This is a genomic window from Streptomyces venezuelae ATCC 10712, from assembly GCF_008639165.1.
GTDB lineage: Bacteria > Actinomycetota > Actinomycetes > Streptomycetales > Streptomycetaceae > Streptomyces > Streptomyces venezuelae.
This window is the reverse complement of the sequence record NZ_CP029197.1, coordinates 1,677,559-1,702,036: the sequence shown is the minus strand read 5'-3', so window position 1 is coordinate 1,702,036 and position 24,478 is coordinate 1,677,559. Positions and strand designations below refer to the sequence as shown.

At 74.8% G+C, this 24,478-nt stretch carries 21 protein-coding genes; 11 read left to right on the top strand and 10 right to left on the bottom strand.

Annotated features, from left to right (window positions below; genetic code table 11):
- Positions 1 to 112 precede the first annotated feature (112 nt).
- A complete protein-coding gene (locus tag DEJ43_RS07510; RefSeq protein ID WP_041663718.1) occupies positions 113 to 1,624 on the top strand; it encodes an aldehyde dehydrogenase (NADP(+)) in 1,512 nt (503 codons plus the stop codon).
- Between the two features lie 5 nt (positions 1,625 to 1,629).
- Here DEJ43_RS07510 and DEJ43_RS07505 read toward each other — a convergent pair whose 3' ends face one another.
- The gene (locus tag DEJ43_RS07505) at positions 1,630 to 2,637 is read right to left on the bottom strand and encodes a zinc-dependent alcohol dehydrogenase family protein (protein ID WP_015032720.1); all 1,008 of its coding nucleotides are present in this window, start codon (positions 2,635 to 2,637) and stop codon (positions 1,630 to 1,632) included.
- Positions 2,638 to 2,728: 91 nt separating this feature from the next.
- On the opposite strand from DEJ43_RS07505, the gene DEJ43_RS07500 reads away from it, so the two are divergent.
- Positions 2,729 to 3,643, top strand: a complete 915-nt coding sequence (locus tag DEJ43_RS07500; protein ID WP_041662219.1) for an AraC family transcriptional regulator — start codon at positions 2,729 to 2,731, stop codon at positions 3,641 to 3,643.
- Between the two features lie 33 nt (positions 3,644 to 3,676).
- Here DEJ43_RS07500 and DEJ43_RS07495 read toward each other — a convergent pair whose 3' ends face one another.
- Positions 3,677 to 5,059 (bottom strand): MFS transporter, encoded by a 1,383-nt coding sequence (locus DEJ43_RS07495; RefSeq protein WP_015032718.1) that lies wholly within the window; start codon positions 5,057 to 5,059, stop codon positions 3,677 to 3,679.
- Positions 5,060 to 5,129: 70 nt separating this feature from the next.
- Between DEJ43_RS07495 and DEJ43_RS07490 the strand changes: the two genes are divergently transcribed.
- From DEJ43_RS07490 to DEJ43_RS07475, 4 genes are all read left to right on the top strand, one after another.
- Positions 5,130 to 6,155, top strand: coding sequence for a GlxA family transcriptional regulator (locus DEJ43_RS07490; RefSeq protein WP_015032717.1), 1,026 nt, complete (start codon positions 5,130 to 5,132; stop codon positions 6,153 to 6,155).
- Between the two features lie 6 nt (positions 6,156 to 6,161).
- The gene (locus DEJ43_RS07485) at positions 6,162 to 6,638 is read left to right on the top strand and encodes a GNAT family N-acetyltransferase (RefSeq protein ID WP_015032716.1); all 477 of its coding nucleotides are present in this window, start codon (positions 6,162 to 6,164) and stop codon (positions 6,636 to 6,638) included.
- Between the two features lie 64 nt (positions 6,639 to 6,702).
- A complete protein-coding gene (locus tag DEJ43_RS07480; RefSeq protein ID WP_015032715.1) occupies positions 6,703 to 7,410 on the top strand; it encodes a DsbA family oxidoreductase in 708 nt (235 codons plus the stop codon).
- Positions 7,411 to 7,536: 126 nt separating this feature from the next.
- Entirely contained in the window at positions 7,537 to 8,595 is a 1,059-nt protein-coding gene (locus DEJ43_RS07475) for an aminotransferase class V-fold PLP-dependent enzyme (protein ID WP_015032714.1), read from the top strand.
- Positions 8,596 to 8,713: 118 nt separating this feature from the next.
- Here DEJ43_RS07475 and DEJ43_RS07470 read toward each other — a convergent pair whose 3' ends face one another.
- Positions 8,714 to 9,223 carry a MarR family winged helix-turn-helix transcriptional regulator gene (locus DEJ43_RS07470; RefSeq protein ID WP_015032713.1) on the bottom strand — a complete coding sequence of 170 codons (510 nt, stop codon included), beginning with the start codon at positions 9,221 to 9,223 and terminating at the stop codon, positions 8,714 to 8,716.
- Positions 9,224 to 9,335: 112 nt separating this feature from the next.
- Here DEJ43_RS07470 and DEJ43_RS07465 point away from each other — a divergent pair, with 112 nt between their 5' ends.
- The gene (locus DEJ43_RS07465; protein WP_041662218.1) at positions 9,336 to 10,403 is read left to right on the top strand and encodes an alkene reductase; all 1,068 of its coding nucleotides are present in this window, start codon (positions 9,336 to 9,338) and stop codon (positions 10,401 to 10,403) included.
- Positions 10,404 to 10,509: 106 nt separating this feature from the next.
- Here the strand turns inward: DEJ43_RS07465 and DEJ43_RS07460 are convergent, their stop codons facing one another.
- A complete protein-coding gene (locus tag DEJ43_RS07460) occupies positions 10,510 to 11,613 on the bottom strand; it encodes a pyridoxal-phosphate-dependent aminotransferase family protein (protein ID WP_041663715.1) in 1,104 nt (367 codons plus the stop codon).
- 105 nt (positions 11,614 to 11,718) lie between these two features.
- Here DEJ43_RS07460 and DEJ43_RS07455 point away from each other — a divergent pair, with 105 nt between their 5' ends.
- Positions 11,719 to 12,804, top strand: a complete 1,086-nt coding sequence (locus tag DEJ43_RS07455) for an amidohydrolase family protein (RefSeq protein ID WP_015032710.1) — start codon at positions 11,719 to 11,721, stop codon at positions 12,802 to 12,804.
- Between the two features lie 153 nt (positions 12,805 to 12,957).
- Here the strand turns inward: DEJ43_RS07455 and DEJ43_RS07450 are convergent, their stop codons facing one another.
- Both DEJ43_RS07450 and DEJ43_RS07445 read right to left on the bottom strand, forming a co-directional pair.
- Entirely contained in the window at positions 12,958 to 13,527 is a 570-nt protein-coding gene (locus DEJ43_RS07450) for a GNAT family N-acetyltransferase (RefSeq protein ID WP_015032709.1), read from the bottom strand.
- The gene (locus tag DEJ43_RS07445) at positions 13,524 to 15,644 is read right to left on the bottom strand and encodes a penicillin acylase family protein (RefSeq protein ID WP_041663714.1); all 2,121 of its coding nucleotides are present in this window, start codon (positions 15,642 to 15,644) and stop codon (positions 13,524 to 13,526) included. The genes DEJ43_RS07450 and DEJ43_RS07445 overlap by 4 nt, the downstream gene beginning before the upstream one ends.
- Positions 15,645 to 15,756: 112 nt before the next feature.
- Here DEJ43_RS07445 and DEJ43_RS07440 point away from each other — a divergent pair, with 112 nt between their 5' ends.
- Positions 15,757 to 16,476 carry a siderophore-interacting protein gene (locus DEJ43_RS07440; protein WP_015032707.1) on the top strand — a complete coding sequence of 240 codons (720 nt, stop codon included), beginning with the start codon at positions 15,757 to 15,759 and terminating at the stop codon, positions 16,474 to 16,476.
- A gap of 311 nt (positions 16,477 to 16,787) precedes the next feature.
- Positions 16,788 to 17,786 carry an SCO1860 family LAETG-anchored protein gene (locus DEJ43_RS07435; protein WP_015032706.1) on the top strand — a complete coding sequence of 333 codons (999 nt, stop codon included), beginning with the start codon at positions 16,788 to 16,790 and terminating at the stop codon, positions 17,784 to 17,786.
- A gap of 168 nt (positions 17,787 to 17,954) precedes the next feature.
- On the opposite strand, the gene cobC is transcribed toward DEJ43_RS07435, so the two are convergent.
- Positions 17,955 to 19,601 (bottom strand): Rv2231c family histidinol phosphate aminotransferase CobC, encoded by a 1,647-nt coding sequence (cobC, locus tag DEJ43_RS07430; protein WP_078508625.1) that lies wholly within the window; start codon positions 19,599 to 19,601, stop codon positions 17,955 to 17,957.
- 42 nt (positions 19,602 to 19,643) lie between these two features.
- Here cobC and DEJ43_RS07425 point away from each other — a divergent pair, with 42 nt between their 5' ends.
- Positions 19,644 to 20,372 (top strand): ZIP family metal transporter, encoded by a 729-nt coding sequence (locus tag DEJ43_RS07425; protein ID WP_041663712.1) that lies wholly within the window; start codon positions 19,644 to 19,646, stop codon positions 20,370 to 20,372.
- A gap of 2 nt (positions 20,373 to 20,374) precedes the next feature.
- Here DEJ43_RS07425 and DEJ43_RS07420 read toward each other — a convergent pair whose 3' ends face one another.
- The 3 genes from DEJ43_RS07420 to DEJ43_RS07410 are packed head-to-tail and all read right to left on the bottom strand — an operon-like array spanning position 20,375 to position 24,446.
- Positions 20,375 to 21,775 (bottom strand): cobyrinic acid a,c-diamide synthase CobB, encoded by a 1,401-nt coding sequence (locus DEJ43_RS07420; RefSeq protein WP_015032703.1) that lies wholly within the window; start codon positions 21,773 to 21,775, stop codon positions 20,375 to 20,377.
- Complete coding sequence (gene cobO, locus DEJ43_RS07415; RefSeq protein WP_015032702.1) at positions 21,769 to 22,377, bottom strand: cob(I)yrinic acid a,c-diamide adenosyltransferase; 609 nt, start codon at positions 22,375 to 22,377, stop codon at positions 21,769 to 21,771. The genes DEJ43_RS07420 and cobO overlap by 7 nt, the downstream gene beginning before the upstream one ends.
- Positions 22,377 to 24,446, bottom strand: coding sequence for a putative cobaltochelatase (locus DEJ43_RS07410; protein ID WP_015032701.1), 2,070 nt, complete (start codon positions 24,444 to 24,446; stop codon positions 22,377 to 22,379). The genes cobO and DEJ43_RS07410 overlap by 1 nt, the downstream gene beginning before the upstream one ends.
- Positions 24,447 to 24,478 lie beyond the last annotated feature (32 nt).

The following is a 24,478-nucleotide window of genomic DNA, read 5'->3' as shown; positions in this document are numbered from 1 at the left end:
GCCACCTGGCTGAACGGGGCCCCTTGTGGAGACGGCCGGGCCGTCCCTAGAGTCCCGTCAGATACGTTCATCTACGGGAACTGTGTTCAGAATAGCGAACAGGGGCGTGGCGGTGGCGGCAGAACCAGTGTGGAGTGTGGACCCCCGGACGGGGAAGCCGCGCGAGCGGGTCGGGACGGAGTCCACGGCGGCGGACGTCGACCGGGCCGTACGGGCCGCCCACCAGGTCCGGGAGGCGCTCGCCGACCGGACCGTACGGGCCGCCTTCCTCCGTACCGCGGCCGACCTCCTCGACGGGGCCGGCGAGCGGATCGTCGGGACGGCGGACGCCGAGACGGCCCTCGGACCGGTCCGCCTCACCGGCGAACTCGCCCGCACCACCGCCCAGTTGAGGGCCTTCGCCGAGGTCGTCGAGGAGGGCTCCTTCCTCGACGTCCGGATCGACCTGCCCGACCCCGGAGCCACCCCGCCACGGCCCGACATGCGCCGCTGGAAGATCCCGCTCGGCGTCGTCGCGGTCTACGCCGCCAGCAACTTCCCGCTCGCCTTCTCCGTCCCGGGCGGCGACACCGCGAGCGCCCTCGCGGCCGGCTGCCCCGTGGTCGTCAAGGGCCACCCGGACCACCCCGCCACCTCCGAGCTCTGCGCCTCCCTGCTCCGCGGGGCCGCCGCCAAGACGGGCCTCCCCGAGGACGTCGTCGTCCTCGTCCACGGCTTCGACGCGGGCGTCGAACTGGTCCGCCACCCGCTCGTCGCGGCCGCCGGCTTCACCGGCTCGGTCCGCGGCGGCCGGGCCCTCTTCGACGCCGCCGCCGCCCGGCCCGTCCCCATCCCCTTCCACGGCGAACTCGGCTCCCTCAACCCCGTCGTGCTGACCCCCGCCGCCGTCGAGGAGCGGGCCGAGGAGATCGGCGCCGGTCTGGCCGGTTCCATGACCCTGGGCGCCGGCCAGTTCTGCACCAAGCCCGGCTTCGTCCTGGCCCCCACGGGCGAGGCGGGCGACCGCTTCCTCGACGCCCTCGCCGCCGGGGTCTCCGCGGCCGCACCGGCCGTCCTGCTCGACCACCGGATGCGCGAGGCCTTCGTCGCCGGGGCCGCCGAGCGCGCCGCCCTCGCCGGGGTGGCGGCCCCCGTCACCCCGGGCCCTGGCGGCACCCACACGGTCAGCGCCGGCGTCCTCGCCGTCGACGCCGCACGGCTCACCGGCGGCCCCGACGGGGAGGGCCACGACCTCCTCCTGGAGGAGTGCTTCGGCCCGGTCACCGTCGTCGCCCGCTACGACTCCCGTACGGAGATCAGCGAGGTCCTCTCCCGGCTGCCCGGCAACCTCACCGCCACCCTGCACATCGCCGAGCGGGGCGAGGACGCCGACGCGGCCTCGCTCCTCGCCGAACTCACCCCGCTCGCGGGCCGCGTCCTCGTCAACGGCTGGCCCACCGGCGTCGCCGTCGCCGCCGCCCAGCACCACGGCGGCCCCTACCCGGCCACCACCTCCACCTCCACCTCGGTCGGGGCGACCGCGATCGAGCGCTGGCTGCGTCCGGTCACCTACCAGTCGACCCCCGGCCACCTGCTGCCGCCCGAACTCCGCGACGGCAACCCGCTGGGAGTTCCGAGGCGCTGACTCCGTCAGGAAGGGACGCGCACCACGATCTTCCCGAGGTGCGCGTTCGACTCCATCAGCCGATGGGCGTCGGCGATCCGCTCCAGACCGTCGAAGGTCTCGGCGATCACCGGCGCCAGGGAGCCGTCCCTGAGCCCCGAACCGATGAAACCGGCCGCCCGCCGGCGCCCCTCCTCGCTCCTGGCCAGTTCCCCGTTCGCGTACGTGTGCGTGGTCAGCGGCCAGTTCCGCGACAGCTCGGTCGGCCGGGGGTCGAGCCAGCCGTACAGCACGGCCGTGCCACCGGTCCGCAGCGCGTCCCCGAGCCGGGCGAAGCCGGGCCCGCCGATCGCGTCGAACGCCAGGTCCGCGCCCGCCCCGCAGGTGATCCGGCGGACCTCCCCGACCAGGTCCTCGGTGTCCGTCACGACCACGTGCGCGGCCCCCAGCTCCAGGAGCCGCTTCCGCTTGGCCTCCGTGCGCGTGGTGGCGATGGGCACCGCGCCGACCCGCAGCGCGACCTGGAGCGCGGCGGTGCCCACCGAACTGGACGCCCCCGTGATCACCACGTGCTCACCCGCTCCGAGACCGCCGGTCAGCACCATCCCGCCGTACGCGGTGAAGTAGCTCAGCCAGACCGCCGCCGCCGTCACCGCGTCCACGCCCTCCGGCCGGGCCACCACGTACTCCTGGGGCAGCACCACCCGCTCCGCGTACACCCCGTGGACCCCGAAGTCGAAGTTGGCCGCCGCCATCACCGGGTCGCCCGGGGCGTACGCGGTGACCCCGGCGCCCACCGCCTCGACCACGCCCGCCGCCTCGTAACCGAGCCGCGAACCCGGCAGCGTGGCCGGGTAGTAGTAGGTGCCCGCGCGGAACAGCGCCTCGGCCCGGTTGAGCCCGATCGCCTCGACCCGGACCAGGACCTCGCCGGGGCCGGGCGCGGGCAGCGGCACCTCCTCCACGGTCAGCACCTCGGGCCCGCCCAGCTCGTGGAACAGAACCGCCTTCGTCGTCATGCCTGTTGTCGTCATGACCTCGACGTTAGGAGGGGCCGGAAAGACGATCCATGTCTCCTTGGCTTCCCACCATGTCCGATCGTCTCGCCCGCTACCGTTTCCCACCATGGACGTACTGAGCGATGCCATCGCCGCCATGCGCACCGGCCGCCCCCACTCCTCCCGCACCGTCCGCTTCGCCCCCTGGGGCATCCGCTTCCCTCCCGGCAAGGGCGCCGGATTCCACGTCGTCCTCCAGGGCACCGCCTGGCTGCTGCCACCGGACGACGCCGCCCCCGTCAGACTCGGCCCCGGCGACGTCGTCCTCCTCGCCCACGGCACCGGCCACGGCCTCGCCGACCACCCCGGCACCCCCCTCGTCGACGCCCTGCCCGCCCCCGACGGCTCCTGGCCCACCCCGCCCGACCGCGGCCCGATCGGCGCCGACGAGACCCTGCTCCTGTGCGGCGCCTACCAGCTCAGCCGCGCCCGCGCCCACCCGCTGCTCACCGACCTGCCCCCGTTCGTCCACCTCCCCGCCCGGGTCGGCGCCCACCCCCGGCTGCGGGCCGCCGTCGACCTGCTCGGCGCCGAACTCGCCGAACCCCAGCCGGGATCCGACGCCATCGTGCCCGCCCTCCTCGACACCCTCCTGCTGTACCTGCTGCGCACCTGGTGGCTCACCGAGCGCCCCGACCGTTCCACCGGCTGGTCCGCCGCCCTCGCCGACCCGGCCGTCGCCGGCGCGCTGCGGGCCCTCCACGGCGACCCCGCGCACGCCTGGACGGTCGAGGAACTCGGCGCGCTCACCGGCCTGTCCCGGGCCGCCTTCGCCCGCCGCTTCACCACCCTGGTCGGCCGGGCGCCCCTCGCGTACCTCACCTGGTGGCGCATGACCACGGCGGGCCGGCTGCTGCGCACCGACGACCTCCCCCTCCGCGCGGTCGCCCAACGCTCCGGTTACTCCTCGGAGTTCGCCTTCGCCAAGGCCTTCAAGCGGGCGTACGGGGTGGCTCCCGGCCAGTACCGCAAGGGGGCCTGAGCGGGTCCCGCCGCCGGGCCCGGGCGGGGCCGCTCAGGCCCGGCCCGGAAGACGCCCCGGAAGCCGCAGGGAGAGCAGGGTGGTCAGGGCCAGCAGGGCCGCGCTGACGAGGAGTCCGGTGCGCAGCGCCGCCTCCACGGACGCGGCCGCGAGGGAGCCGAAGACCGCGATCGCCAGGGCGCCCGCCGTCTGCCGGACCGCGTTCAGGAGGCCCGCCGCCGTGCCCGCGCGCTCGGCCGGGACCGCCTCCATCATCGAGGCGATCAGCGGCGGCAGCGAGAAGCCCGCCCCGAGCGCCAGCGGGACCAGCAGCAGGGCCTGGAGCGGGCGGGAGGTGTCCGCGTCCACCGTGAGCAGCCCGAGCAGACCCGCCACCGCGACCGCCTGGCCGACGACGATCGGCAGCCTCGCCCCGTACCGCGCCGCCGCCCGCGCGGACAGGATGTTCACCCCGGCCAGCAGCCCCGTCATCGGCAGGAACATCAGCCCGGCGCCCAGCGCCGAGAGCCCCAGCACCTGCTGGAAGAAGAGGCTGAAGACGAAGAGCATCCCGTAGAAGGCCACGCTGTTCGCCGAGCCCGCCGCCACCGCGACCGCCACCGTCGGGTTGCGGAACAGTCCCAGCGGCACCACCGGGTGCCGCCGCCGCGCCTCGACCACCAGGAACGCGGCGAAGGAGACGACCGCGAGGCCCAGCGCCCACCAGCCCTCCGTGCCGCCCTCGATGGCGGCGAAGGTGAGCGCCCCGAGCGCCGTCATCGCCGTCAGCTGTCCCGGCAGGTCGAGCGGCGCGGGCCGGCGGGCCGAGCGCGCCACCCGGCCCAGCAGCGCGAGCGCCACGAGGCCCAGCGGCAGGTTGACGAAGAAGACGCCCCGCCAGCTCCACGCCGTCGTCAGAGCCCCGCCGGCGACCGGCCCCAGCGCCACCGCGAGCGTGCCGCCGGCCGCCCACAGCGACACCGCGCGGGCCCGCCGCCCGGGATCGCCGTACGCCTCCCGGACGAGCGCGAGGGAGGCCGGCAGCATCACCGCGGCCGCCGCGCCCTGCACCGTACGGGCCGCGAGCAGGGCCGGCAGGCCGGGGGCCAGACCGCAGGCGGCGGAGGCCAGGACGAAGACGACGGCCCCCCAGCCGTACGCCCGGCTCGCCCCGACCCGGTCGGCGAGCGCCCCGCTGGACAGCAGCAGCGCGGCGAACACCAGCGTGTACGCGTCCACCACCCACTGGAGGCCCGACATCCCCGCCCCCAGGTCGGCGCCGATCGCGGGCAGCGCGACGTTCACGACGGAGGTGTCCAGGGTGATGAGCGCGAAGCCGAGCATCGCGGCGGCCAGGGCCGGGCCCGGGGAGCGGGAGGGGGCGGCAGGAGGTGCGGCGGGGACAACGGAGGCTCGTGCGAGTTCGGTCGAGGTCATGCCCCCAGCTTCATGATCGGCGGCGCCATACAGTAGTGGCCCGAATGCCATATGCCCGGAGGTTCTGGCCATGCCCGTCGAGTCCCGCGTCCGGCGCGTCGCCGTGATCGCCGCCCCGCCCGTCTCGATGTTCAACCTGGCCATCCCCGAGATGCTGTTCGGCAAGGTCGAGATCGACGGCGCACCCGGCTACGAGACCGTCATCTGCGCCCCCGACCCCGGGCCCGTCCCCACCACCGGCGGTCTCGACCTCGTCGTCCCGCACGGCCTCGACGCCGTCGCAGGCGCCGACACCGTGGTCCTCGCGGGCAGCGGCTCGTACACCGACCCCGACCGGCGCATCCTCGACGCGCTGCGCGGCGCCGCCGCGGCGGGCAGCCGGATCGCGTCCATCTGCACCGGTGCCTTCGCGCTCGCCGAGGCAGGACTGCTCGACGGGCGGGCGGCGACGACGTACTGGGCGTACAGCTCGCTGCTCGCCGCCCGCCACCCCACCGTCGACCTCCAGGACGACGTCCTCTTCGTCCAGGACGGGCCGGTGCTCACCTCCTCCGGGTACGCGGCGGGCATCGACCTCTGCCTGCACGTCATCCGCACCGACTTCGGCGCCGCCGTCGCCAACACGGTCGCCCGCCTCGCCCTCGTCGCGCCCGTACGGCCCGGCGGCCAGACCCAGTTCACCCAGACCCCGCTGCCGCCCGAGCGCGGAGCCTCCTTCGCCGACACGCGCGCCTGGGCGATGGAGCACCTCGACGAACCGCTCGGCCTCACCGACCTCGCCCGGCACGCCGGGGTCTCCGTCCGCACCCTCTCGCGCCGCTTCCACGCCGAGACCGGGGTCAGCCCGCTCCAGTGGCTGCTGCACCAGCGCGTGGAGCGCGCGAAGGAACTCCTGGAGACCACCTCGCTCGCCATGGACGGAGTGGCCCGCGCCAGCGGCCTCGGCACGGCGGACTCCCTGCGCCAGCACCTGCTGCGCCGCACCGGCCTCACCCCCAGCGCCTACCGCTCCTCGTTCAGCCGCCTGACCACGCCCGCCCCCACACCCACGCCCGCCCGCACTCCCGCAACCGTCCCCGCCCCCCGCGCGTCCTGACAGTTCATGATCAGACTCGCCACCGCCGCCGATCTCGACGCCGTCGTCGCCCTCCACACCGAGGCCCGCGCGACCTACTACCGGGGCCACCTCCCCGACGCCGACTTCCTCGGCCCCGAGGAGATCGCCCGCTCCCGCGCGGGCTGGGCGGCCGCCGTCGACCGCGGCGCCGTGCTCTGCGCCGTACGGGACGGGGAGATCGCGGGCATCGCCGCGTACGGCGAGCGCGAGGGCCTCATGCACCTCACCCAGCTCCATGTGCTCCCCGCCCGCTGGCGCGCGGGCATCGGCGCCGAGCTGCACGCGGCCTGCGTCGAGAAGTGGCGCGCCGCCGGGGTCACCACGGTCCGCCTCGACGTCTTCGACAAGAACGAGCGCGCCCAGGCCTTCTACACCGCCCAGGGCTGGACCCCCGACCCGCAAACCCCGCGCCACGGCGACCACCTCGTGCTCCGGCTCACACTGGCGGCCGAAACGGAATGATCCGGACCGGTGGGGGCGTTCCCCCGAGGAACACCCCCACCGCCGAACCCCGGAGAGAAGTCACATGCGCGTCGAGATCTGGAGCGACATCGCCTGCCCCTGGTGCTACATCGGCAAGGCGCGCTTCGAGAAGGGGCTCGCGGCCTTCGCCCACCGCGACGACGTCGAGGTCGTGCACCGCTCCTTCGAGCTCGACCCGAACCGCGCCAAGGGCGACACCGGCCCCGTCCTGGAGATGCTGGCGAAGAAGTACGGCCGCACCCTCGAAGAGGCCCGCGCCATGGAGGCCCACGTGGCGTCCAACGCCCACGCGGAGGGCCTGGGCTACCGCACCGAGGGGCGCGACCACGGCAACACCTTCGACATCCACCGGCTGCTCCACCTCGCCAGGGACCGCGGCCTGCAGAACGAGCTCCTCGACCTGGCCTACCGCGCCAACTTCGCCGAGGAGCGCTCCGTCTTCGACCCCGAGACCCTGGTGACGCTGGGCGTCGAGGCGGGCCTCGACGAGGCCGAGGTGCGGGCCGTCCTCGCCGACGACTCCGCCTACGCCGAGGCCGTACGCGAGGACGAGCGCGAGGCCGCCGAGCTCGGCGCCAACGGCGTGCCGTTCTTCGTCCTCGACCGCCGCTACGGCATCTCCGGCGGCCAGCCCGCCGAGGTCTTCACCCAGGCACTCGAACAGGCCTGGCAGGGCCGGGTCCTGCAGCCCGTCGGCGGGGACGCGGCCGTCTGCGACCCCGACGGCAGCTGCGAGGTCCCCGGCGCCTGAGGAACCGCGAGGTACCCAGGGTCGACCCACTGCACCCACGCTGACCTGCGGAAATAAGCGCGGCTTGGAGATTCCCCATGATCGGCGCCCATTGACGGGTGATCGTGGGGAATCCAGGCTGGGGGCATGGATTCCCTGGAAGAGCCCCTCGGCGGCGCCGAGTTCGCGCCCGAGCACACCTACCTCAACACCTCCGCCTGCGCCCTGCTGCCGCGGCGCACCATCGAGGCCGTCGTGCTCCTCGCCGAGGAGACCGCGGCCGGGCGCCCGGACGGCGCCGGGGACTTCGCGGTCGTGGACGAGGCCCGCGCCACCTACGCCCGGCTCATGGGCGTCACGCCCGAGCGCGTCGCCGTCGGCAGCTCGGTCGCCGTGCACTGCGGCATGATCGCCCAGTCGATGCCCGCCGGGGCCGAGATCCTGTTCCCGGAGGGTGACTTCTCCTCCGTCATCACCCCCTTCACGATCCGCGGCGACCTCAAGGTCCGCTTCGCGCCGCTCGACCGGCTCGCCGAGTCCGTCGGCCCCGACACGGCGCTCGTCGCCTTCTCCGCCGTGCAGTCGGCGGACGGCCGGACGGCCGACTTCGCGGCGATCCGCGCCGCGGCGGCCGCGCACGGGGCCCGGACCCTCCTGGACGCCACGCAGTCGGCCGGCTGGCTGCCGCTGCGCGCGGGGGAGTGGGACTACACGGTCGCCGGAGGCTACAAGTTCCTGCTCTGCCCGCGCGGGGCGTCCTTCCTCACCGTCACCGAGGAGGCGCAGGACTCGCTCCTCGCGATCCACGCCAACTGGGTCACCGGCGAGGAGCGCTGGGTGAACAGCTACGGCCCGGTCCGCGAACTGGCGCGCAGCGCACGCCGCTTCGACGAGCCTCCGGCGTTCCTCTCGTACCACGGGGCGGCCCGCTCGCTGGCGCTCCTGGAGGAGATCGGCATCGAGCGGATCGAGGCCCACGTCAAGGGGCTCGCGGCCCGCTTCCGCGCCGGTCTGGTCGCCCTCGGCCACGCGCCGGTCATGGACGAGTCGGCGGTCGTCGCCGTCCCCGGCCTCGGGGACCGCGAGGACGCGCTGCGCGAGGCCGACGTCCTGCTCTCCGCCCGCGCGGGCAATCTGCGGGCGTCCTTCCACCTGTACAACACGGCGGCGGACGTGGACCGCGCCCTGGCGGCCCTCAAGGCCTGACCCGGCAGACGGGTCCGGGTCGAGTCCGGGAAGTCCCGCCCGGCCCGCAGTGACCGACAGGGCCTGGCGCCGCGTGGGCGCGGCGGGCAGTTGCCCGACTCGCCCCGACCGTCACGCCCTAGCAGCCGCGCGGCGGGGGCGGGCAGTCGCCCGACTCGCCCGCCTCCGCGCGGAGGTTGTCCGCCACGAGGCCGAGGAGCCGGGCCAGTTCCGCGCGGTCCGCCGGGTCGAGGCCGTTCAGGGAGACCTTCTCCAGGTCCGACCAGACGCCCTCGACGCCGGCGCGCAGCGAACGCCCCTCCTCGGTGGCCTCGACGAGGACCGCGCGGCGGTCGGCCGGGTCGGGGCCGCGGCGGACGTGGCCGCACTGCTCCAGGCGCTGGAGCATCTTGGTCACCGTCGAGGCGTCCAGGCCCAGGGACTGGATCAGCTCGGACTGGCGGACCGGTCCGCAGTCCCAGAGCCGCATCATCATCATTTCCTGGCCCGGATAGAGGTCGAGTTCCCGCAGGCGCCGCCCGGCGGCGAGCCGGTGCATCCGGGCCACCCGGGCGAGCGCGATGCCGACGGGTCCGCCGCGCGCGGCAGACGGTGTCGTGTCGGTACAGGCGGGGTCGTTCGCTGGCATCGGGGCTCCTCGGGAAGGTCTCCCCACAGATTACCTTGGCTGGCCAATGAATGGGTTACAGTGACATCCGGGCCAATGCTTGGCCGACCACATATTTCTGAAGGGGACAGCCATGACCACCGCCTTCGACCCCGTCGACCTCGCCGGCACGCGGCTCTCCAACCGCATCGCCATGGCCCCGATGACCCGCAGCCGGGCCGACGCCGTCCGCCGCACCCCCACCGCGCTCGTCGCCGAGTACTACGCCCAGCGCGCCTCCGCCGGCCTGATCATCAGCGAGGGCGTCCACCCCGTCGCCGAGGGACAGGGCTACCCCTTCACTCCCGGAATCCACAGCCGCGAGCAGATCGCCGCCTGGCGCGAGGTCACCGACGCCGTCCACGAGCGCGGCGGCCGGATCTTCGCCCAGCTGATGCACTCCGGCCGGATCGGACACCCCGACCTCCTCGACGGCGACCTCCACCCCGTCGGCCCCTCCGCCGTCGCCCCCGCCGGCCAGGCCTTCACCCCCGAGGGCCCCAAGGACTACGTCACCCCGCGCGTGCTCACCGGCGACGAGGTGCGCGAGACGGTCGCCGGCTTCGCCGCCGCCGCCCGCCACGCCGTCGAGGCCGGCTTCGACGGCGTCGAGATCCACGGCGCCAACGGCTACCTGATCCAGCAGTTCCTCGCCACCGGCTCCAACCACCGCACCGACGAGTGGGGCGGCCCGGTCGAGAACCGCATCCGCTTCGCCGTCGAGGTCGTCCGGGCCGTCGCCGCCGAGATCGGCCCCGAGCGCACCGGCCTGCGCATCTCCCCGGCCAACACGCTCAACGACATCGCGGAGACCGAGACCGAAGAGCTGTACACGGCCCTGCTCGACGCGATCGAACCCGTCGGCATCGCGTACCTCCACGTCCTGGAGACCGCCCCCGAGCTCCGTCCGCTCGTCCTCGACCTGCGCAAGCGGTTCGCCGGAACGTTCATCCTCAATCCGTCCACCGAGGGCCCGACCAGCTCCGAGTCCCTCGCCCTGATCGAGGACGGCACCACCGACCTCGTGGCCTTCGGCCGGCTCTTCATCGCCAACCCCGACCTGCCCGCCCGACTGCGGGCCGACGGCCCCTACAACGAGCCGGACGGCGCCACCATGTACGGCGGCGACCACCGCGGCTACGTCGACTACCCCGCGCTCTGACCGAGCCGTACGGCCCCCACCCGGGCCGCGCGAGAAGGAAGGGGCGGGGGTCCGGCGCCGGACCCCCGCCCCTCTCCGTACGGGGACGCTCCCCGTACGCGGACGATCAGACCGCCCACGCCTCCGTGACCGCCCGGCGCGCGCCCTCCAGGTCCACCGCGCGGCCCGCCTCGCCCAGCGCCGCGCCCAGGGCCGCCAGCGAGGACTGCACGGCGCCCGGAGTCGCGTCCACCCCGTAGTGGTTGACCCGGATCATCTCCCCGGCCAGCGCCCCGCCGCCCGCGATCAGCGGCAGCGACGGATCGGCGGCCAGCGCCTTCGCCACCAGGGCCGAGGCGTCCACCCCGGCCGGCACCCGCAGCGTCGTCGCCACCGGAGCCGCGTCCTTCGCCTCGTACACGAACGGCTCCAGACCGCCGCCGAGCGCCAGCGCGCCCGCGCGGGTCGCGGCCGCAGCCGACGCGTGCCGCGCCATCAGCGCGTCCAGGCCCTCCGCCTCGATCCGCTCCACACAGGCCTCAAGGGCCAGCATCTCCAGCTGCGCCGGAGCGTGCAGCAGCGCCTTACGGCCGCCGTCGATCCAGCGCTCCTTCCAGTCCAGGAGGGAGAGGTACGAGCGGCGCGGGGCCGCCGGGTTGGCCGCGAACCGCTCCCAGGCGCGGGCGCTCACCGACACCGCCGACACACCCGCGGGACCGCCCATCGCCTTCTGCGCGCCGATGATGCACATGTCCACGCCCCAGGCGTCCGGCAGCACCGGCTCGGCACCGATCGACGCCACCGCGTCCAGATAGAACAGCGCCCCGTGCGCCCGGACGACCTCACCGATCTCCGCCACCGGATTGGTGTTGCCGGTCGCCGCCTCCGCGTGCACCAGCGACACGAAGTCGATCTCGGGGTGCGCGGCCAGCGCCTGCTCCACCTGCGCGGCCGTCACCGCCGTGTGGAACGGCACCTCCAGGTCGACCACGGTCGCGCCGCAGTCCCGCAGCCAGTTGCCGAAGGTCTGCCCGTACGGTCCCGTGACCACGTTCAGGGCGGTCGAACCGGCCCGCGCCCCGCTGCGGATGCACCCCTCCAGAGGGAGCAGCGCCTCGCCCTGGGTGATCACCACGTCCTGCTCCGTGGAGAGCAGCGCGGCCACCCGCCGCTCGATCGACGCGAAATGCGCGGCGGTCAGCGGGGCCAGGTCCAGGAGCGGATGTGTCACGGTCACGGCGGTGCCTCTTCGACTCGGATTCGTGCGGGCGGAACTCCCGATCAGGGTACCGAGGGCCCCTCCCCGGCCCGGGTCCCGTCCTCGTACAGTGCAGACATGAGCGATCACGCGGTGCTGCACGTGAAGGGGCGGGTGCTCGTCGGCCCCGAGGACGTACGGGACGAACTGTGGTGCGTCGACGGGCGGATCACCTTCGACCGGCCCGCCGCCGAGGCGGTGACCGTCGAGGGCTGGGTACTGCCCGGGCTCGTCGACGCCCACTGCCACGTCGGCCTCGACCGGCACGGCCCCGTCGACGCGGCCACCAGCGAGAAGCAGGCCCTCACCGACCGGGACGCGGGCACCCTGCTCATCCGCGACGCGGGATCGCCCTCCGACACCCGCTGGATCGACGAGCGGGAAGACCTGCCGAAGATCATCCGCGCGGGCCGGCACATCGCCCGCACCCGCCGCTACATCCGCAACTACGCCCACGAGATCGAGCCCGCCGACCTCGTGGCGTACGTCGGCCGCGAGGCCCGGCGCGGCGACGGCTGGGTCAAGCTCGTCGGCGACTGGATCGACCGCGAGGCCGGCGACCTCACGGCCTGCTGGCCGCGCCCGGAGGTCGAGGCGGCCATCGCCGAGGCGCACCGGCTCGGCGCCCGGGTGACCGCGCACTGCTTCGCGGAGGACTCGCTGCGCGATCTCGTCGAGGCGGGCATCGACTGCGTCGAGCACGCCACCGGCCTCACCGAGGACACCATCCCGCTCTTCGCCGAGCGGGGCGTCGCGATCGTCCCGACCCTGGTCAACATCGCGACCTTCCCGCACCTCGCCGACGGCGGCGAGGAGAAGTTCCCCCGCTGGTCGGCCCATATGCGCCGGCTGCACGAGCGCAGGTACGACACCGTGCGCGCGGCCTTCGACGCGGGCGTCCCGGTCTTCGTCGGCACCGACGCGGGCGGCTCGCTCGCGCACGGCCTGGTCGCCGAGGAGGTGGAGGAGCTGACGAAGGCCGGCATCCCGCCGCTCGACGCGCTCGCCGCCACCGCCTGGCGGGCCAGGGCCTGGCTGGGCCGCCCCTCCCTGGAGGAGGGCGCCCCGGCCGACCTCGTGGTCTACGGCGAGGACCCCCGCGCGGACGTCCGCGTCCTGGCGGCGCCACGCCGGGTCGTCGTCAACGGCCGGGTGATCGGCTGACCCCGGCCGCACCGGGCCCGCCGGGGCCCGCCCGCGCCCGGACGGACCGCGGGCCGACCCCGGAGCGAGTCAGAGCCGGCCTCGGACCGGGTCGGAGCCGACCCTGGCCCGGAGCCGGCCCCGGGCCCGCCCGGGGCCCGTTGCGGCCCGGTGTCAGCGGCGGGTCAGGAAGGCCAGTCGGGCCTTCTTCTCCGGGATGAAGACCTCCGGGAGGTCGACCTCGGGCAGTACGACCTCCGGGCCCAGTTCGAACCCGGCCCGCACCATCCGGGCGATCGCCTTCTCGTTCGCGGCGTCCGGTTCGACGACGAGCCGGGTGCGGTCCTTCAGCGCGAAGGCGATGAGCGCCGTGAGGAGCATGCCCGTGAAGCCGGGGCGCGGGGCCGGGTTCGGCGCCACCAGGAAGTGGGCGCCGACGTCCCCGGGCTCCACCTCGTAGCACTCGCTGACGCGGTCGGCCTCGGGGTCGTACGTCTGGAGCAGCGCGACCGGCTCCCCGTCCAGGCTCACCAGGAAGCCGTGGTGGGTGGTGAGGGAGTCGAGGTGGGCGTAGACGTCCCGGACCTGCTCGACGGTCGTCCCGACCATGCCCCAGAAGCGGGACCGCTCCTCGTTGACCCAGGCGTGCAGCAGCGGCGCGTCGCGCTCGGGCTCCACGGGCCGGACGGTGACGGTGCCGAAGCCCTCGATCCGGTGGACGTAGGCGGCGGTGGCGGTGGTCATCCCTGCTCCTTGGTGAGGTTCTGCCAGTCGGTGGTGACGGGGGCGAGCTCGCCCCTCAGCCACAGGGGTAGCTGGTCGTCGCGGTGCGGGTCGCCGGGGACGCCGGACGCGCCGAACGGCACGATCCAGCCGCTGCGTTCGCGGTCGGCGAGGTCCCAGACGTAGCGGGCGGCGGAGGCGCGGGCGCTGCGGTCGGTCCAGCCGGGCACGCTGGAGGTGGAGAGCACGCAGTCGTGGTCCCCGCCGAGCCCCGGCCACTTCGCGTCGTCGGGGTCGGGCAGCGCCTGCCAGGGCGCGAGCCGGTGCGTGACGCCCCAGGCGGCGGGCGGTTCGCCGGCCCCGACCTCGTCGAGCGCCTCGCGCACGATCCGGTCGACGTCCCCGGCGGGCACGGGCCCGGCCACCAGGAGGGTCTCCAGGGCGTAGGCGACGCGCGGGCCGAGGGCCAGCCAGGGGCGGAACACCTCGGGGTACGGGGCGGGTTCGCGCAGCGCGGCGAAGGCCTCGTGGGCGGCGAGCCGGCGCACCACGGCGCCGCGGACGGCGGCGTAGAGACCGGCGTCGACGCTGTCCGCGTCCATCCGCCGGTCCCAGCCGAGCAGCCGCTCGCGTACGGCCGAGGCGGCGGGGGAGAGCGCCGCCGGGGACCCGGCGCCGTCGGGACCGGGCGCGCCCGCCCGGTCCACGGCCGCCAGGAGGCGGGCCGCGGAGGGGTTGTCGGTGTCCCGGTGGACGGCGGTCATCGCCTCCGGGGTCCACTCCGCCGAGGCGCCGAGGAGCGCGTCGATCCGGGCCGCGCGGTGCGGCGGCGCGAACTCGATGCCGAGCGGCGCGGCCAGGCCCCGGGCGTTGGCCATCACGGCGTGGCCGTCGACCTCGGCGCGGGGCAGCGGCGCCGGGGCGTCCTGCCACGCGTGCGCCGGGTCCCAGGCGGGCACGATGCGCAGGGAGTTGGTCCGGTGGCGGACGGGGACGTGGCCGGCGACCCGGTGCAGCAGTCCGCCCCGCGTGTCGGCGGCGAGGACGACGTTCACGGGCTCGATCCAGCCGTCGAGCGCGGTGTCCACGTCGGCGACGGTCCGGGCGCGCAGCAGCGCGGGCAGCACGCCGAAGCCGAGCTCCCCGGTGACGCGCGGCGGGTAGCGCAGGCTGACGGCCTCCCACGGGGCGTCCTCGGGCGCCTCGCCCGCGGGCTCGTCGTCGAGGCCGATGATCACCGGGCCGCGGTCGGTCTCGACGACCTCGATCACGACCGGGTTCCCGCCCGCGACCTCGATGGTCTCCCGGTGCGCCGTGGCGGGCCGGTGACCCTCGGGGCCGTACGCCTCGATCCCGCCGTCCGGGAGCCGCCGCAGCCGCTCCCGGTAGAGGTCCTGGTAGTCCGACATGGCGTTGGTGATGGCCCAGGCGACGGGGCCGGTGTGGCCGAAGTGGGCGAGTCCCGGGATGCCGGGCACGGCGATGCCGACCACGTCGTACGAGGGGCAGGCGAGCCGGATCTGCTGGTAGACGCCGGGGGCCTCGATGAAGCGGTGGGGGTCTCCGGCGATCAGCGCCGCCCCGCTCGCGGTCCGCTCGCCGGCGACCAGCCAGCCGTTGGAGCCCGAGGTTCCCGGTCCGTCGGTCGCGAAGAGCTCGGTCCACTCCTCGCCGAGCCGCCGGGCGACCTCCTCGCGCCACAGCTTGGTGGGGAAGCCGGCGAACAGGATGTGGGTGGTCAGCCAGACGGCGAGCGGGGTCCACGGCTCCCACCGGCCGGGGGTGAGGCCGGTCTCGGCGAACTCGGGGGCGCGTCCGGCGCCTTCCGGGAGGCCGTCGTTGACGCCGGCCACGTAGGCGCGGACCCAGGCCGCCGTGTCCGGGTCGTCGCGTTCGAGCCGCTCGAAGCAGCGGCGGGCGGTGTCGGCGAGCCGGGACCGCCGGGCGAAGGTGTCCCAGGCGACCTCGGCGGCGCCGAGGAAGGCGGCCGTGGTGCCCTGGGCGCGGTGCCGTTCGACCTCCAGCTGCCAGGCGCGGTCGTGTGCGGTGACCCGGCCCTGGGCGAAGGCGAGCTCGTCCGGGTCGGCCGCGCGCAGATGGGGGACGCCCCAGGCGTCCCGGTAGACCTCGATGCTCACGGAGACCCCGATCCCGTCCATGTCCCTGACATGGCAGGGCCATGTCGGCTGCGATTTTCTTAGGTTAGGCTGACCTAAATTAATCTACAGGAGTTCAGGGGAGGGGATTGCGGTGGGTCACGGCTGGCAGGGTGCCGTTCTCAAGCTGATGCGCGGCAAGGACTTCACGTTCACCGTGACGGGGGCCGAGCAGGTCACCGAGGACTACCGCAGGGTGCGCTTCACGGACGGCGGACTGCTCGCCGCCGCCGGGATCCACCCCACGATGTGGGTGCGCCTCTGGTTCGAGAACGCGGGCAAGCCGCACCAGCGCGCCTACACCCTGGTCGACCCCGACCTGGAGGCCGGCACCTTCAGCCTGGAGTTCGCCCTCCACGACGGCGTCGCCAGTCACTGGGCCCGCGGCTGCGCCCCCGGCGACACCGTGGAGGCCACCCTCCAGGGCACCGGCTTCGAGGCCCCCGCCCCGCTCCCCGGGCGGCTCCTGGTGGTCGGCGACCCGGCCTCGCTGCCGGCCGTCAACTCCCTGCTCGACGCGCTCCCGGGCGTCCCCGCCACCGTCTGGTTCGAGACCCAGCACGCCTCCGACGAGGAGCTGCCGATCCGGCTCGACCCCGAGCACCACGAACTGCGTCGGGTACCGCGGCGGAACGACGGCGCCGACCTCGTCGCCCGGGTCAAGGCCGAGCTGCCCGGGCTCGCCGACTCCGATCCGTACGTCTGGATCGCCTGCGACACCGCGACCACCCGCACCCTCGCCACGTACGCCCGCAAGGAGCTGGCCCTCCCGAAGGAGCGCGTCCACGCCCTCGGGTACTGGCGCGCGAGCTGAACCGTTCCGCCGGGGCGCTGGGTTGACGATCCGTTACCCCGGCGCGCGGCGGATCGTTCACACCTTTCTCAGGGGTGCCCGCCGTGCGCCCGCGCGTGCGAAAGACGCGGGGCACCCGGGAACGGTTGTGTCGAAAAAAATCGAAAATGAACACGGAAACCCCCCTTTGGAGTGAACTCACGCCAGGCGACTGCCGGTTCACTCTCCGTGCGTAAAGATTCCGGTGTCTCAAGTCGCCGAGGCCGCGCCGACCCACCGTCCCCGTGGTGAGCGGCCGGCGACGCCATGTCTCTTGTGGGGGTTCCACCATCTTGAACAGCAACACCTTCGGCCTGCCCGTACGCCGCACCGCCGCCGCCGCGACCGTCGCCGCGCTGACCGTCGGCCCCGTGCTGCTCGCGGCCCCGGCGGCGCACGCCACGGGCGGCGAAGGGCGCGCCACCGCCGTCGTCCTGCGGACCGGCCTCGACGTCTCGCTCCTCGACAAGACCGTCGACGTGCCGCTGCGGGTCTCCCTCAACGAGGTGCGGGCCCCGCGGACCGAGAGCGAGACCGCGCTCTCCGTGAAGGTGCAGGGGGCCGAGGGCAACAAGCCGATCGACATCCTCGCCGCCGACGTCGCCACCTCGAAGGCCACCGTCGACGAGGCGAAGGCCGAGGGATACGTGAACCTCGTCAAGGCCCGGGTCCACGTCCCCGGCATCCCGCTGCTCTCCCTCATCGAGGTCGAGAAGGTGACCTCCAAGGCGCTGTGCGAGACCGGCAAGAAGCCGGTCGCCGAGTCCAACGTCCTCGGTCACGTCACCGTCTTCGGCAAGAAGACCACCCTCTCCACCGGCGGCCGCACCCAGGTCACCGTGCCCGGCGTCGGCAAGGTCACCCTCGACCTCTCCCGTACCTCCACGACCTCGCGCACGGCCGCGGCGACCGCCCTCGAACTCGCGGTGGAGGTCGACCCGCTGAAGCTCGGCGTCGCCGAGGTCAACGGCACCGTGACCCTCGCCCAGGCCACCTGCGAGACGCCCAAGGGCCCGGCCCCCACGCAGAAGCCCACCGAGAAGCCCACACAGCCGCCCACCCAGGAGCCCAGCGAGCGGCCCTCCGAGCAGCCCACCCAGCAGCCCACGGCCAAGCCCAGCGACGCCGGCGGCATCAAGACCAACAACGGCGGCACCACGCCCACCCAGAACCTCGCCGAGACCGGCGGCAGCTCCACCACCCCGTACATCGCGGGCGGAGCGCTCGCCCTGCTCGTCGCCGGCGGCGGCGCCCTCGCGCTGACCCGCTCGCGCGCCCGCTCCCGGGGCTGACGGCCCGAGGGGGACGCACACCGGGAGCCTGCCGGGGGACGCGCCGGGGGGCGCGGGCAGGAGCGGCGGAAACGGGTCGGGGGAGGGCGACGGTGGCGACGTCGCCCTCCCCCGACCCGTACGCACCCGGCCGGGCGGCGCCCGCCCGGCGACACGCGGGCGGGGTGCTCAGCCGCCCATCAGCAGAGCCTGGTCCAGGGCCTGGAGGAAGCGGTTCGTCGTCACCCGGTCCCGGACCGCGATCCGCAGCCAGTTCCGGTCGAGACCCGGGAAGGTGTCGCCCCGGCGGGCCGCGAACCCCAGCGACCGCAGCCGCTCCCGCACCGCGTCCGCCCCGTCGATCCGCAGCAGCACGAACGGGCCCTCCGACCCCGCCACCGTCCGCACCTCGTCGAACTCCGCGAGCCCCGCCAGCAGATGGGCCCGCTCCACACCGATCCGGTGCGCCGCGTGCTCGGCCTCCGCGAGCGCCACCCGCGACATGCAGGCCTCCGCCGCCACCAGGGCCGGCGTCGACACCGGCCACAGCGGCTGCGTCCGCTCCAGCGCGACGATCGTCTCCGGCTCCGCGAGCACGTACCCGATCCGCAGACCGGCGAGACCCCACGTCTTGGTGAGGCTGCGCAGCACCACGAGCCCCGGCACATCGGTCCGCCCGGCCAGCGACTCGCGCTCGCCCGGCACCGCGTCCATGAAGGCCTCGTCCACGACCAGCGTCCGCCCCGGCCGCGCGAGGGCGGCGATCGTGGCGGCCGGATGCAGCACGGACGTCGGGTTCGTGGGATTCCCGATCACCACCAGGTCCGCGTCCTGCGGAACCGACGCCGGGTCCAGCCGGAAACCGTCCTCCTCGCGCAGCAGCACCCGGCCCACCTCGTGGCCCGCGTCGCGCAGCGCCGCCTCAGGCTCGGTGAACTGCGGATGCACCACGACGGGTCTGCGCACCGGCAGGGCTCTGGCGAGCAGCACGAAGGCCTCCGCCGCACCGGCCGTGAGCAGCACCCGGTTCGAGGGCAGATCGTGCCGCTCGGCGACCGCCGCCCGCGCGGACCGCCCGTCGGGATAGGCGGCGAGTCCGGTCAGGGAGGCGGCGATCCGCTCCCGGAGCCACTCCGGTGGGGTGTTCGTCCGGACGTTGACCGCCAGATCGATGAGTTTCTCGTCCCGGACCTCGGCGTCACCGTGGTGGCGCAGGTCGTGGGCGTCGGTATGCGTGTGCATGTCCATGGCCGCCGTCGTGTGGGGGGTGGGGATGGTGGGGGGTGAGCCAGGCTCGCCAGCGATGTACCCGTGGGGCAGGTGCAACAACCGTACGGCTGGGGCATCTTCGTTCGTGCGAACCGGGACGGAAGCGGCGAGAGCGCACGTTACGCGCGCGGATTTCCGTTTCGGTACGAGCAGCACGGCTCCGCCGCCCGCCCCGACCCCGGCCGCAGCCCCGGGGCCGTCACCCGTCGCCCCGACCCCGGCCGCAGCCCCGGTGCCGTCACCGCCCGCCCCGACCCCGGCCCCGGCCCCAGGGCCGTCACCCGCCGCCGCGAGCAGTGCCGCCGCCTCCGCCACCGACGCCGTGCCCGTCGCCGCCAACGGCAGCTCCGACGGATGCGGTACGGGTACGGCCGCGAGCTCCCCGGCCGTGAACCCCCGCAGCGGCACGCCGAGGACGGCCGCCGCCGCCACCAGGCCCGGCTCCGCCGCCCGCGCGTCGAGCGTGCCGAGCGACCGGACCCCGGCGCGCCCAAGACCCGCCTCCCGCAGCACGCCGTCGACCAGCGCGAGCACCTCGTCCACCGGGGCACCCGACCGGACACCCACGCCGAGGTGCGCGGACGCCGCCCCATCCGATACCAAAGGCCCATGGCTGTAGTCGTCGCGCTCGGCGCGTTCCTCATGACGCTCTTCGGCGGCTGGGTCGCGCAGCGCGTCACCGACCGCCGTCACCTCGTCCTCGGGCTCGCCGGCGGACTGATGCTCGGCGTCGTCGGACTCGACCTCCTGCCGGAGGCCCTGGAGGCGGCGGGCGACGAGGTCTTCGGAGTCCCCGAGGCCCTGCTGCTCTTCGTCGGCGGCTTCCTCCTCGCGCACGCCGTGGAACGCCTCCTCGCCGTACGCCGGGCCGCGCACGGCGTGGCGGCCGACGAGCGGGTCCCGCAGGTCGGCATGACGGCGGCCGCCGCGATGGTCGGCCACAGCCTGATGGACGGCATCGCGCTCGGCGCCGCCTTCCAGGTCGGCGGCGGCATGGGCGCCACCGTCGCACTCGCCGTCATCACCCATGACTTCGCCGACGGCTTCAACACGTACACGATCACCAGCCTCTACGGGAACGCCCGCCGCAAGGCCCTCACCATGCTCGTCGCCGACGCCCTCGCCCCCCTCGTCGGCGCCGCCTCCACCCTGCTGTTCACCCTTCCGGAGGAACTGCTCGGCGGCTATCTCGGCTTCTTCGGCGGCGCGCTGCTCTACCTCGCCGCCGCCGAGATCCTCCCGGAGGCCCACCACGACCACCCCGCCCGCTCCACCCTGCTGTGCACGGTGGGGGGCGTCGGCTTCATCTGGCTCGTGGTGGGAGTCTCCGGCGGCTGATCTCACGCGCAGTGCTCCACGAACCGGGCGGCGACTTCGGGGGCACCCGCCCAGTGGGTGTGCACATAGCTGGCGTGCACGCCCCCCTGCACGAAGCCCTCGACCCGGCGCTCCGGCTGCCGCAGCCCCCAGGCCGCCGTCGCGCCGGCGCCCGGCTCGACGACCGTCCGGTGGAACTCGTGGCCCCGCATCCGCGCCCCGGCGGGCGCGAGCACGCTGTCGCTCACGGCGACGGCGTCCCGGTACCCGAGCGTGAGCCGCTCCGACATCCGCGCGTCCGCGTCGAGCACCCCGCACATCGGGTGCCCGTCGAGCGACCGCGCGAGGTACAGCAGCCCGGCGCACTCGGCGGCGACCGGCGCGCCCGAACGGGCGAGCTCGGCGACGGCCTTGCGGAGCGGCTCGTTGGCGGACAGCTGCTCGCCGTACATCTCGGGGAACCCGCCCCCGATGACCAGCCCGCTCGTCCCCTCGGGGAGGGCCTCGTCCCGGAGCGGGTCGAACGTGACGACGTCGGCCCCCGCGGCCCGCAGAAGCTCCGTGTGCTCGGCGTACGAGAACGTGAACGCGGCCCCGCCGGCGACGGCGACGACCGGCCGTCGGCCGGACCTGTCCGCCGTCCGCGGCCCGGGGGCCGGACTGTGCCCACCCGTTCCGCCCTGCGGAACGCCCGCCCCCGATCCGTGCGGCACCCACGGCTCGGCGTGCAGCTCGGGCGCGCTGCGCGCCAGCGCGAGCAGCGCCTCCATGTCGCACCCGGCGAGAACCTGCTCCGCCTGCGCGGCCACCGCCGCCACGGCCGCCGCCTGCCGCTCGGCCACCGGCACGAGCCCCAGGTGCCGCGACGGAGTCGCGACCGCCGGCGCCCGCCGCAGGACACCCAGCACCGGCACCCCGGACTCCCCGAGCGCCTCCCGCAGCAGGTGCTCGTGCCGGTCCGTCGCCACCTTGTTGAGGATCACGCCCCCGATCCGCACCTCCGGGTCCCACGACGCGAAGCCGTGCACCAGCGCCGCCACCGACCGCGACTGCGAGGACGCGTCGACGACGAGCACCACCGGCGCCTTCAGCAGCTTGGACACCTGCGCGGTGGAGGCGAGCTCACCCTGGTCGGCGGCGCCGTCGTACAGGCCCATGACCCCCTCGACGACCGCCAGGTCGCACCCGCGCGCCCCGTGCTCGAAGAGCGGCGCGATCAGGCCCGTACCGCACATGTACGCGTCGAGGTTGCGGCCCGGGCGGCCGGTCGCGAGCGCGTGGTAGCCGGGGTCGATGTAGTCCGGGCCGACCTTGTGCGGGGAGACCGCGAGACCACGGCCGGCGAACGCGGCCATCAGGCCGGTCGCGACCGTGGTCTTGCCCGCGCCGGACGACGGCGCGGCGATGACGAGACGTGCTACCACTCGATGCCCCGCTGGCCCTTCTGACCGGCGTCCATGGGGTGCTTGACCTTGGACATGTCGGTGACGAGATCCGCGAAGTCGATCAGCTCCTGCGGCGCGTTGCGTCCGGTGATGACGACGTGCTGCTGCCCGGGGCGGTCGCGCAGCACTTCGACGACCTCCTTGACGTCGATCCAGCCCCAGTGCAGCAGGTAGGCGAACTCGTCGAGGACGTAGAAGGTGTACTTCTCCTCGGCGAGGTCCCGCTTGACCTGCTCCCAGCCCTCACGGGCCTTGTCCTCGTGCGACTGCTCGCCCTCGGCGACCTCGCGCTGGATCCAGGACCAGCCCTCACCCATCTTGTTCCAGGTGACGGTGCCGCCCTTGCCGGTCTCGCCGAGCGCCTTGAGGGCGTTCTCCTCGCCGACCCGCCACTTGGCGGACTTCACGAACTGGAACACCCCGATCGGCCAGCCCTGGTTCCAGGCGCGCAGCGCCATGCCGAACGCGGCGGTCGACTTCCCCTTGCCGACACCCGTGTGCACCATCACCAGTGCGCGGTTGCGGCGCTGACGGGTGGTCAGACCGTCGTCGGGAACGACGGTCGGCTGTCCCTGCGGCATTAAGCGGCCCTCCTGGTTGTCTGTCCTGCCTGGACGTCTCGTACGTCGCGGACGAGACCGGCGATCGAGTCGGCGCGCAGCTCGTCCAAGGTGACGGCGGTGCCGCCGAGTTCACGGGCGAGCTCCCGGGCGAGCCCGAGCCGCACGGGACCCGTCTCGCAGTCGACGACCACGGAGGCCGTGCCCTCGGCGGCGTGCAGCCGCGCCGCCCGGCCGGCCAGCGCCACCGGGTCGGCGCCGCCACCGGTCGCCCGGCCGTCGGTGACCACGACCAGCAGCGGGCGGCGCGAGGCGTCCCGCAGCCGCTCGACCCGCAGCACGTCGTGGGCCTTCAGGAGCCCGGCGGACAGGGGCGTGCGGCCACCGGTCGGAAGCTTCTCCAGGCGGGCGGCGGCCGCGTCCACGGACGAGGTCGGCGGCAGCGCCACCTCGGCGTCCCGGCCCCGGAAGGTGATCAGACCGACCTTGTCGCGCCGCTGGTAGGCGTCGAGCAGCAGGGAGAGGACGGCGCCCTTCACGGCGCTCATCCGCTGCCGGGCCGCCATCGAACCGGAGGCGTCCACGACGAACAGCACCAGGTTCCCCTCGCGCCCCTCCCGCGTCGCCTGCCGCAGGTCGTCCCGGCGGACCACGAGCCCGGGCCCGGTCCGGCCCCTGGCCTTCTGGTGCGGGGCGGCGGCCTGCACGGTCGCGGCCAGGTGCAGCTTGGTCAGCGCCCCCCGGGGGCGTACGGAGCCGGTGGTACGGCCGTGCTCGGTGCGGGCCCGGGAGCGCCGCCCGGCCGCACCCTCGCCGAGTCCGGGCACGCTCAGCACCTTGGTGCGGAAGGGCTCACCGGCGGCGACGGCGGCGCGCTCGCCGGAACCGGCGCCCTGAGGCGCGGACGCGGGTGCGGGCTCGGACGCGGGCTCGGGCGACGGCGGGGAGGTCTCCTCGGCAGCGGGCGCGTTCTCGGCGGCGGGACCGTCACCCTGCGGCGGAACACCCCCACCGGGCCCGCCGTCGCCGGGACCACCGTCACCGGGGCCGTCGGGCTCGGGGTCCTCGTCCGGCTCCTGCCCCTTGAACTGCTCCAGGGTCTCGTCGAGCTTGTCCTCGTCGAGACCGGGCGCGTCGAAGGGGGAGCGGCGGCGCCGGTGGGGGAGCGCGAGGAGCGCGGCCTGCCGCACGTCCTCGGAGGTCACCTCGGTACGCCCCGCCCAGGCGGCGAGCGCGGTCGCGGTCCTGGCCATGACGATGTCGGCGCGCATGCCGTCGACCTCGAACGCGGCGCAGGTCGCGGCGATCTGGAGCAGCACGGCGTCGCCGAGCGTCACCTCCGGCAGCAACTCCCGTGCGGTGACGATCCGTTCCCGCAGCGCGGTCTCCTCGTCCGCCCAGCGGGCCGCGAACGCGCCCGGGTCGTCCTCGTACGCGAGCCGCCGCCGCACCACCTCCACCCGCTGCTCGGGCTCCCGGGAGGCCGCGACCTCCACGGTCAGCCCGAACCGGTCGAGCAGCTGCGGCCGCAGCTCGCCCTCCTCGGGGTTCATGGTGCCGACGAGCAGGAACCGGGCGGCGTGCCGCACGGAGACGCCTTCGCGTTCGACGTACGAGGAGCCCATGGCGGCGGCGTCGAGCAGATGGTCGATGAGGTGATCGCTCAGGAGGTTGACCTCGTCGACGTACAGGATGCCCCGGTGGGCTGCGGCGAGCAGCCCCGGCTCGAAGGCCTTCACGCCGTCGGCGAGCGCCTTCTCGATGTCGAGCGAACCGACGAGCCGGTCCTCGGAGGCGCCGACGGGCAGCTCGACCATCCGCGCGGGCCGCTGGACGCCCGGCTCCGTCCCGTGCGGGCCGTCGGGGCAGCCGAGGTCGGGCGAGGCCGGGTCGCAGCTGAAGCGGCAGCCGGCGACGACGGGCACGGCGGGCAGCAGCTCGGCGAGCGCGCGCACGGCGGTGGACTTGGCGGTCCCCTTCTCGCCGCGCACGAGGACACCGCCGACGGCCGGGCTGACGGCGTTCAGCAGCAGCGCGAGCCGCAGATCGTCCATGCCGACGACGGCGGTGAACGGGTAGCGGGTGTTCATCGAATGCTCGCTCCTTCGAGTCGTACGGAATC

Bases quoted from the DNA above. Each gene is read 5' to 3' on its own strand.
- DEJ43_RS07505 (WP_015032720.1), bottom strand. From the start codon at position 2,637: ATGACGACAACAGGCATGACGACGAAGGCGGTTCTGTTCCACGAGCTG.
- DEJ43_RS07490 (WP_015032717.1), top strand. From the start codon at position 5,130: ATGCCCGTCGAGTCCCGCGTCCGGCGCGTCGCCGTGATCGCCGCCCCG.
- DEJ43_RS07410 (WP_015032701.1), bottom strand. From the start codon at position 24,446: ATGAACACCCGCTACCCGTTCACCGCCGTCGTCGGCATGGACGATCTG.
- DEJ43_RS07495 (WP_015032718.1), bottom strand. From the start codon at position 5,059: ATGACCTCGACCGAACTCGCACGAGCCTCCGTTGTCCCCGCCGCACCT.
- DEJ43_RS07470 (WP_015032713.1), bottom strand. From the start codon at position 9,223: ATGCCAGCGAACGACCCCGCCTGTACCGACACGACACCGTCTGCCGCG.
- DEJ43_RS07480 (WP_015032715.1), top strand. From the start codon at position 6,703: ATGCGCGTCGAGATCTGGAGCGACATCGCCTGCCCCTGGTGCTACATC.
- cobO (WP_015032702.1), bottom strand. From the start codon at position 22,377: ATGCCGCAGGGACAGCCGACCGTCGTTCCCGACGACGGTCTGACCACC.
- DEJ43_RS07465 (WP_041662218.1), top strand. From the start codon at position 9,336: ATGACCACCGCCTTCGACCCCGTCGACCTCGCCGGCACGCGGCTCTCC.
- DEJ43_RS07425 (WP_041663712.1), top strand. From the start codon at position 19,644: ATGGCTGTAGTCGTCGCGCTCGGCGCGTTCCTCATGACGCTCTTCGGC.
- DEJ43_RS07475 (WP_015032714.1), top strand. From the start codon at position 7,537: ATGGATTCCCTGGAAGAGCCCCTCGGCGGCGCCGAGTTCGCGCCCGAG.
- DEJ43_RS07455 (WP_015032710.1), top strand. From the start codon at position 11,719: ATGAGCGATCACGCGGTGCTGCACGTGAAGGGGCGGGTGCTCGTCGGC.
- DEJ43_RS07450 (WP_015032709.1), bottom strand. From the start codon at position 13,527: ATGACCACCGCCACCGCCGCCTACGTCCACCGGATCGAGGGCTTCGGC.
- DEJ43_RS07485 (WP_015032716.1), top strand. From the start codon at position 6,162: ATGATCAGACTCGCCACCGCCGCCGATCTCGACGCCGTCGTCGCCCTC.
- DEJ43_RS07500 (WP_041662219.1), top strand. From the start codon at position 2,729: ATGGACGTACTGAGCGATGCCATCGCCGCCATGCGCACCGGCCGCCCC.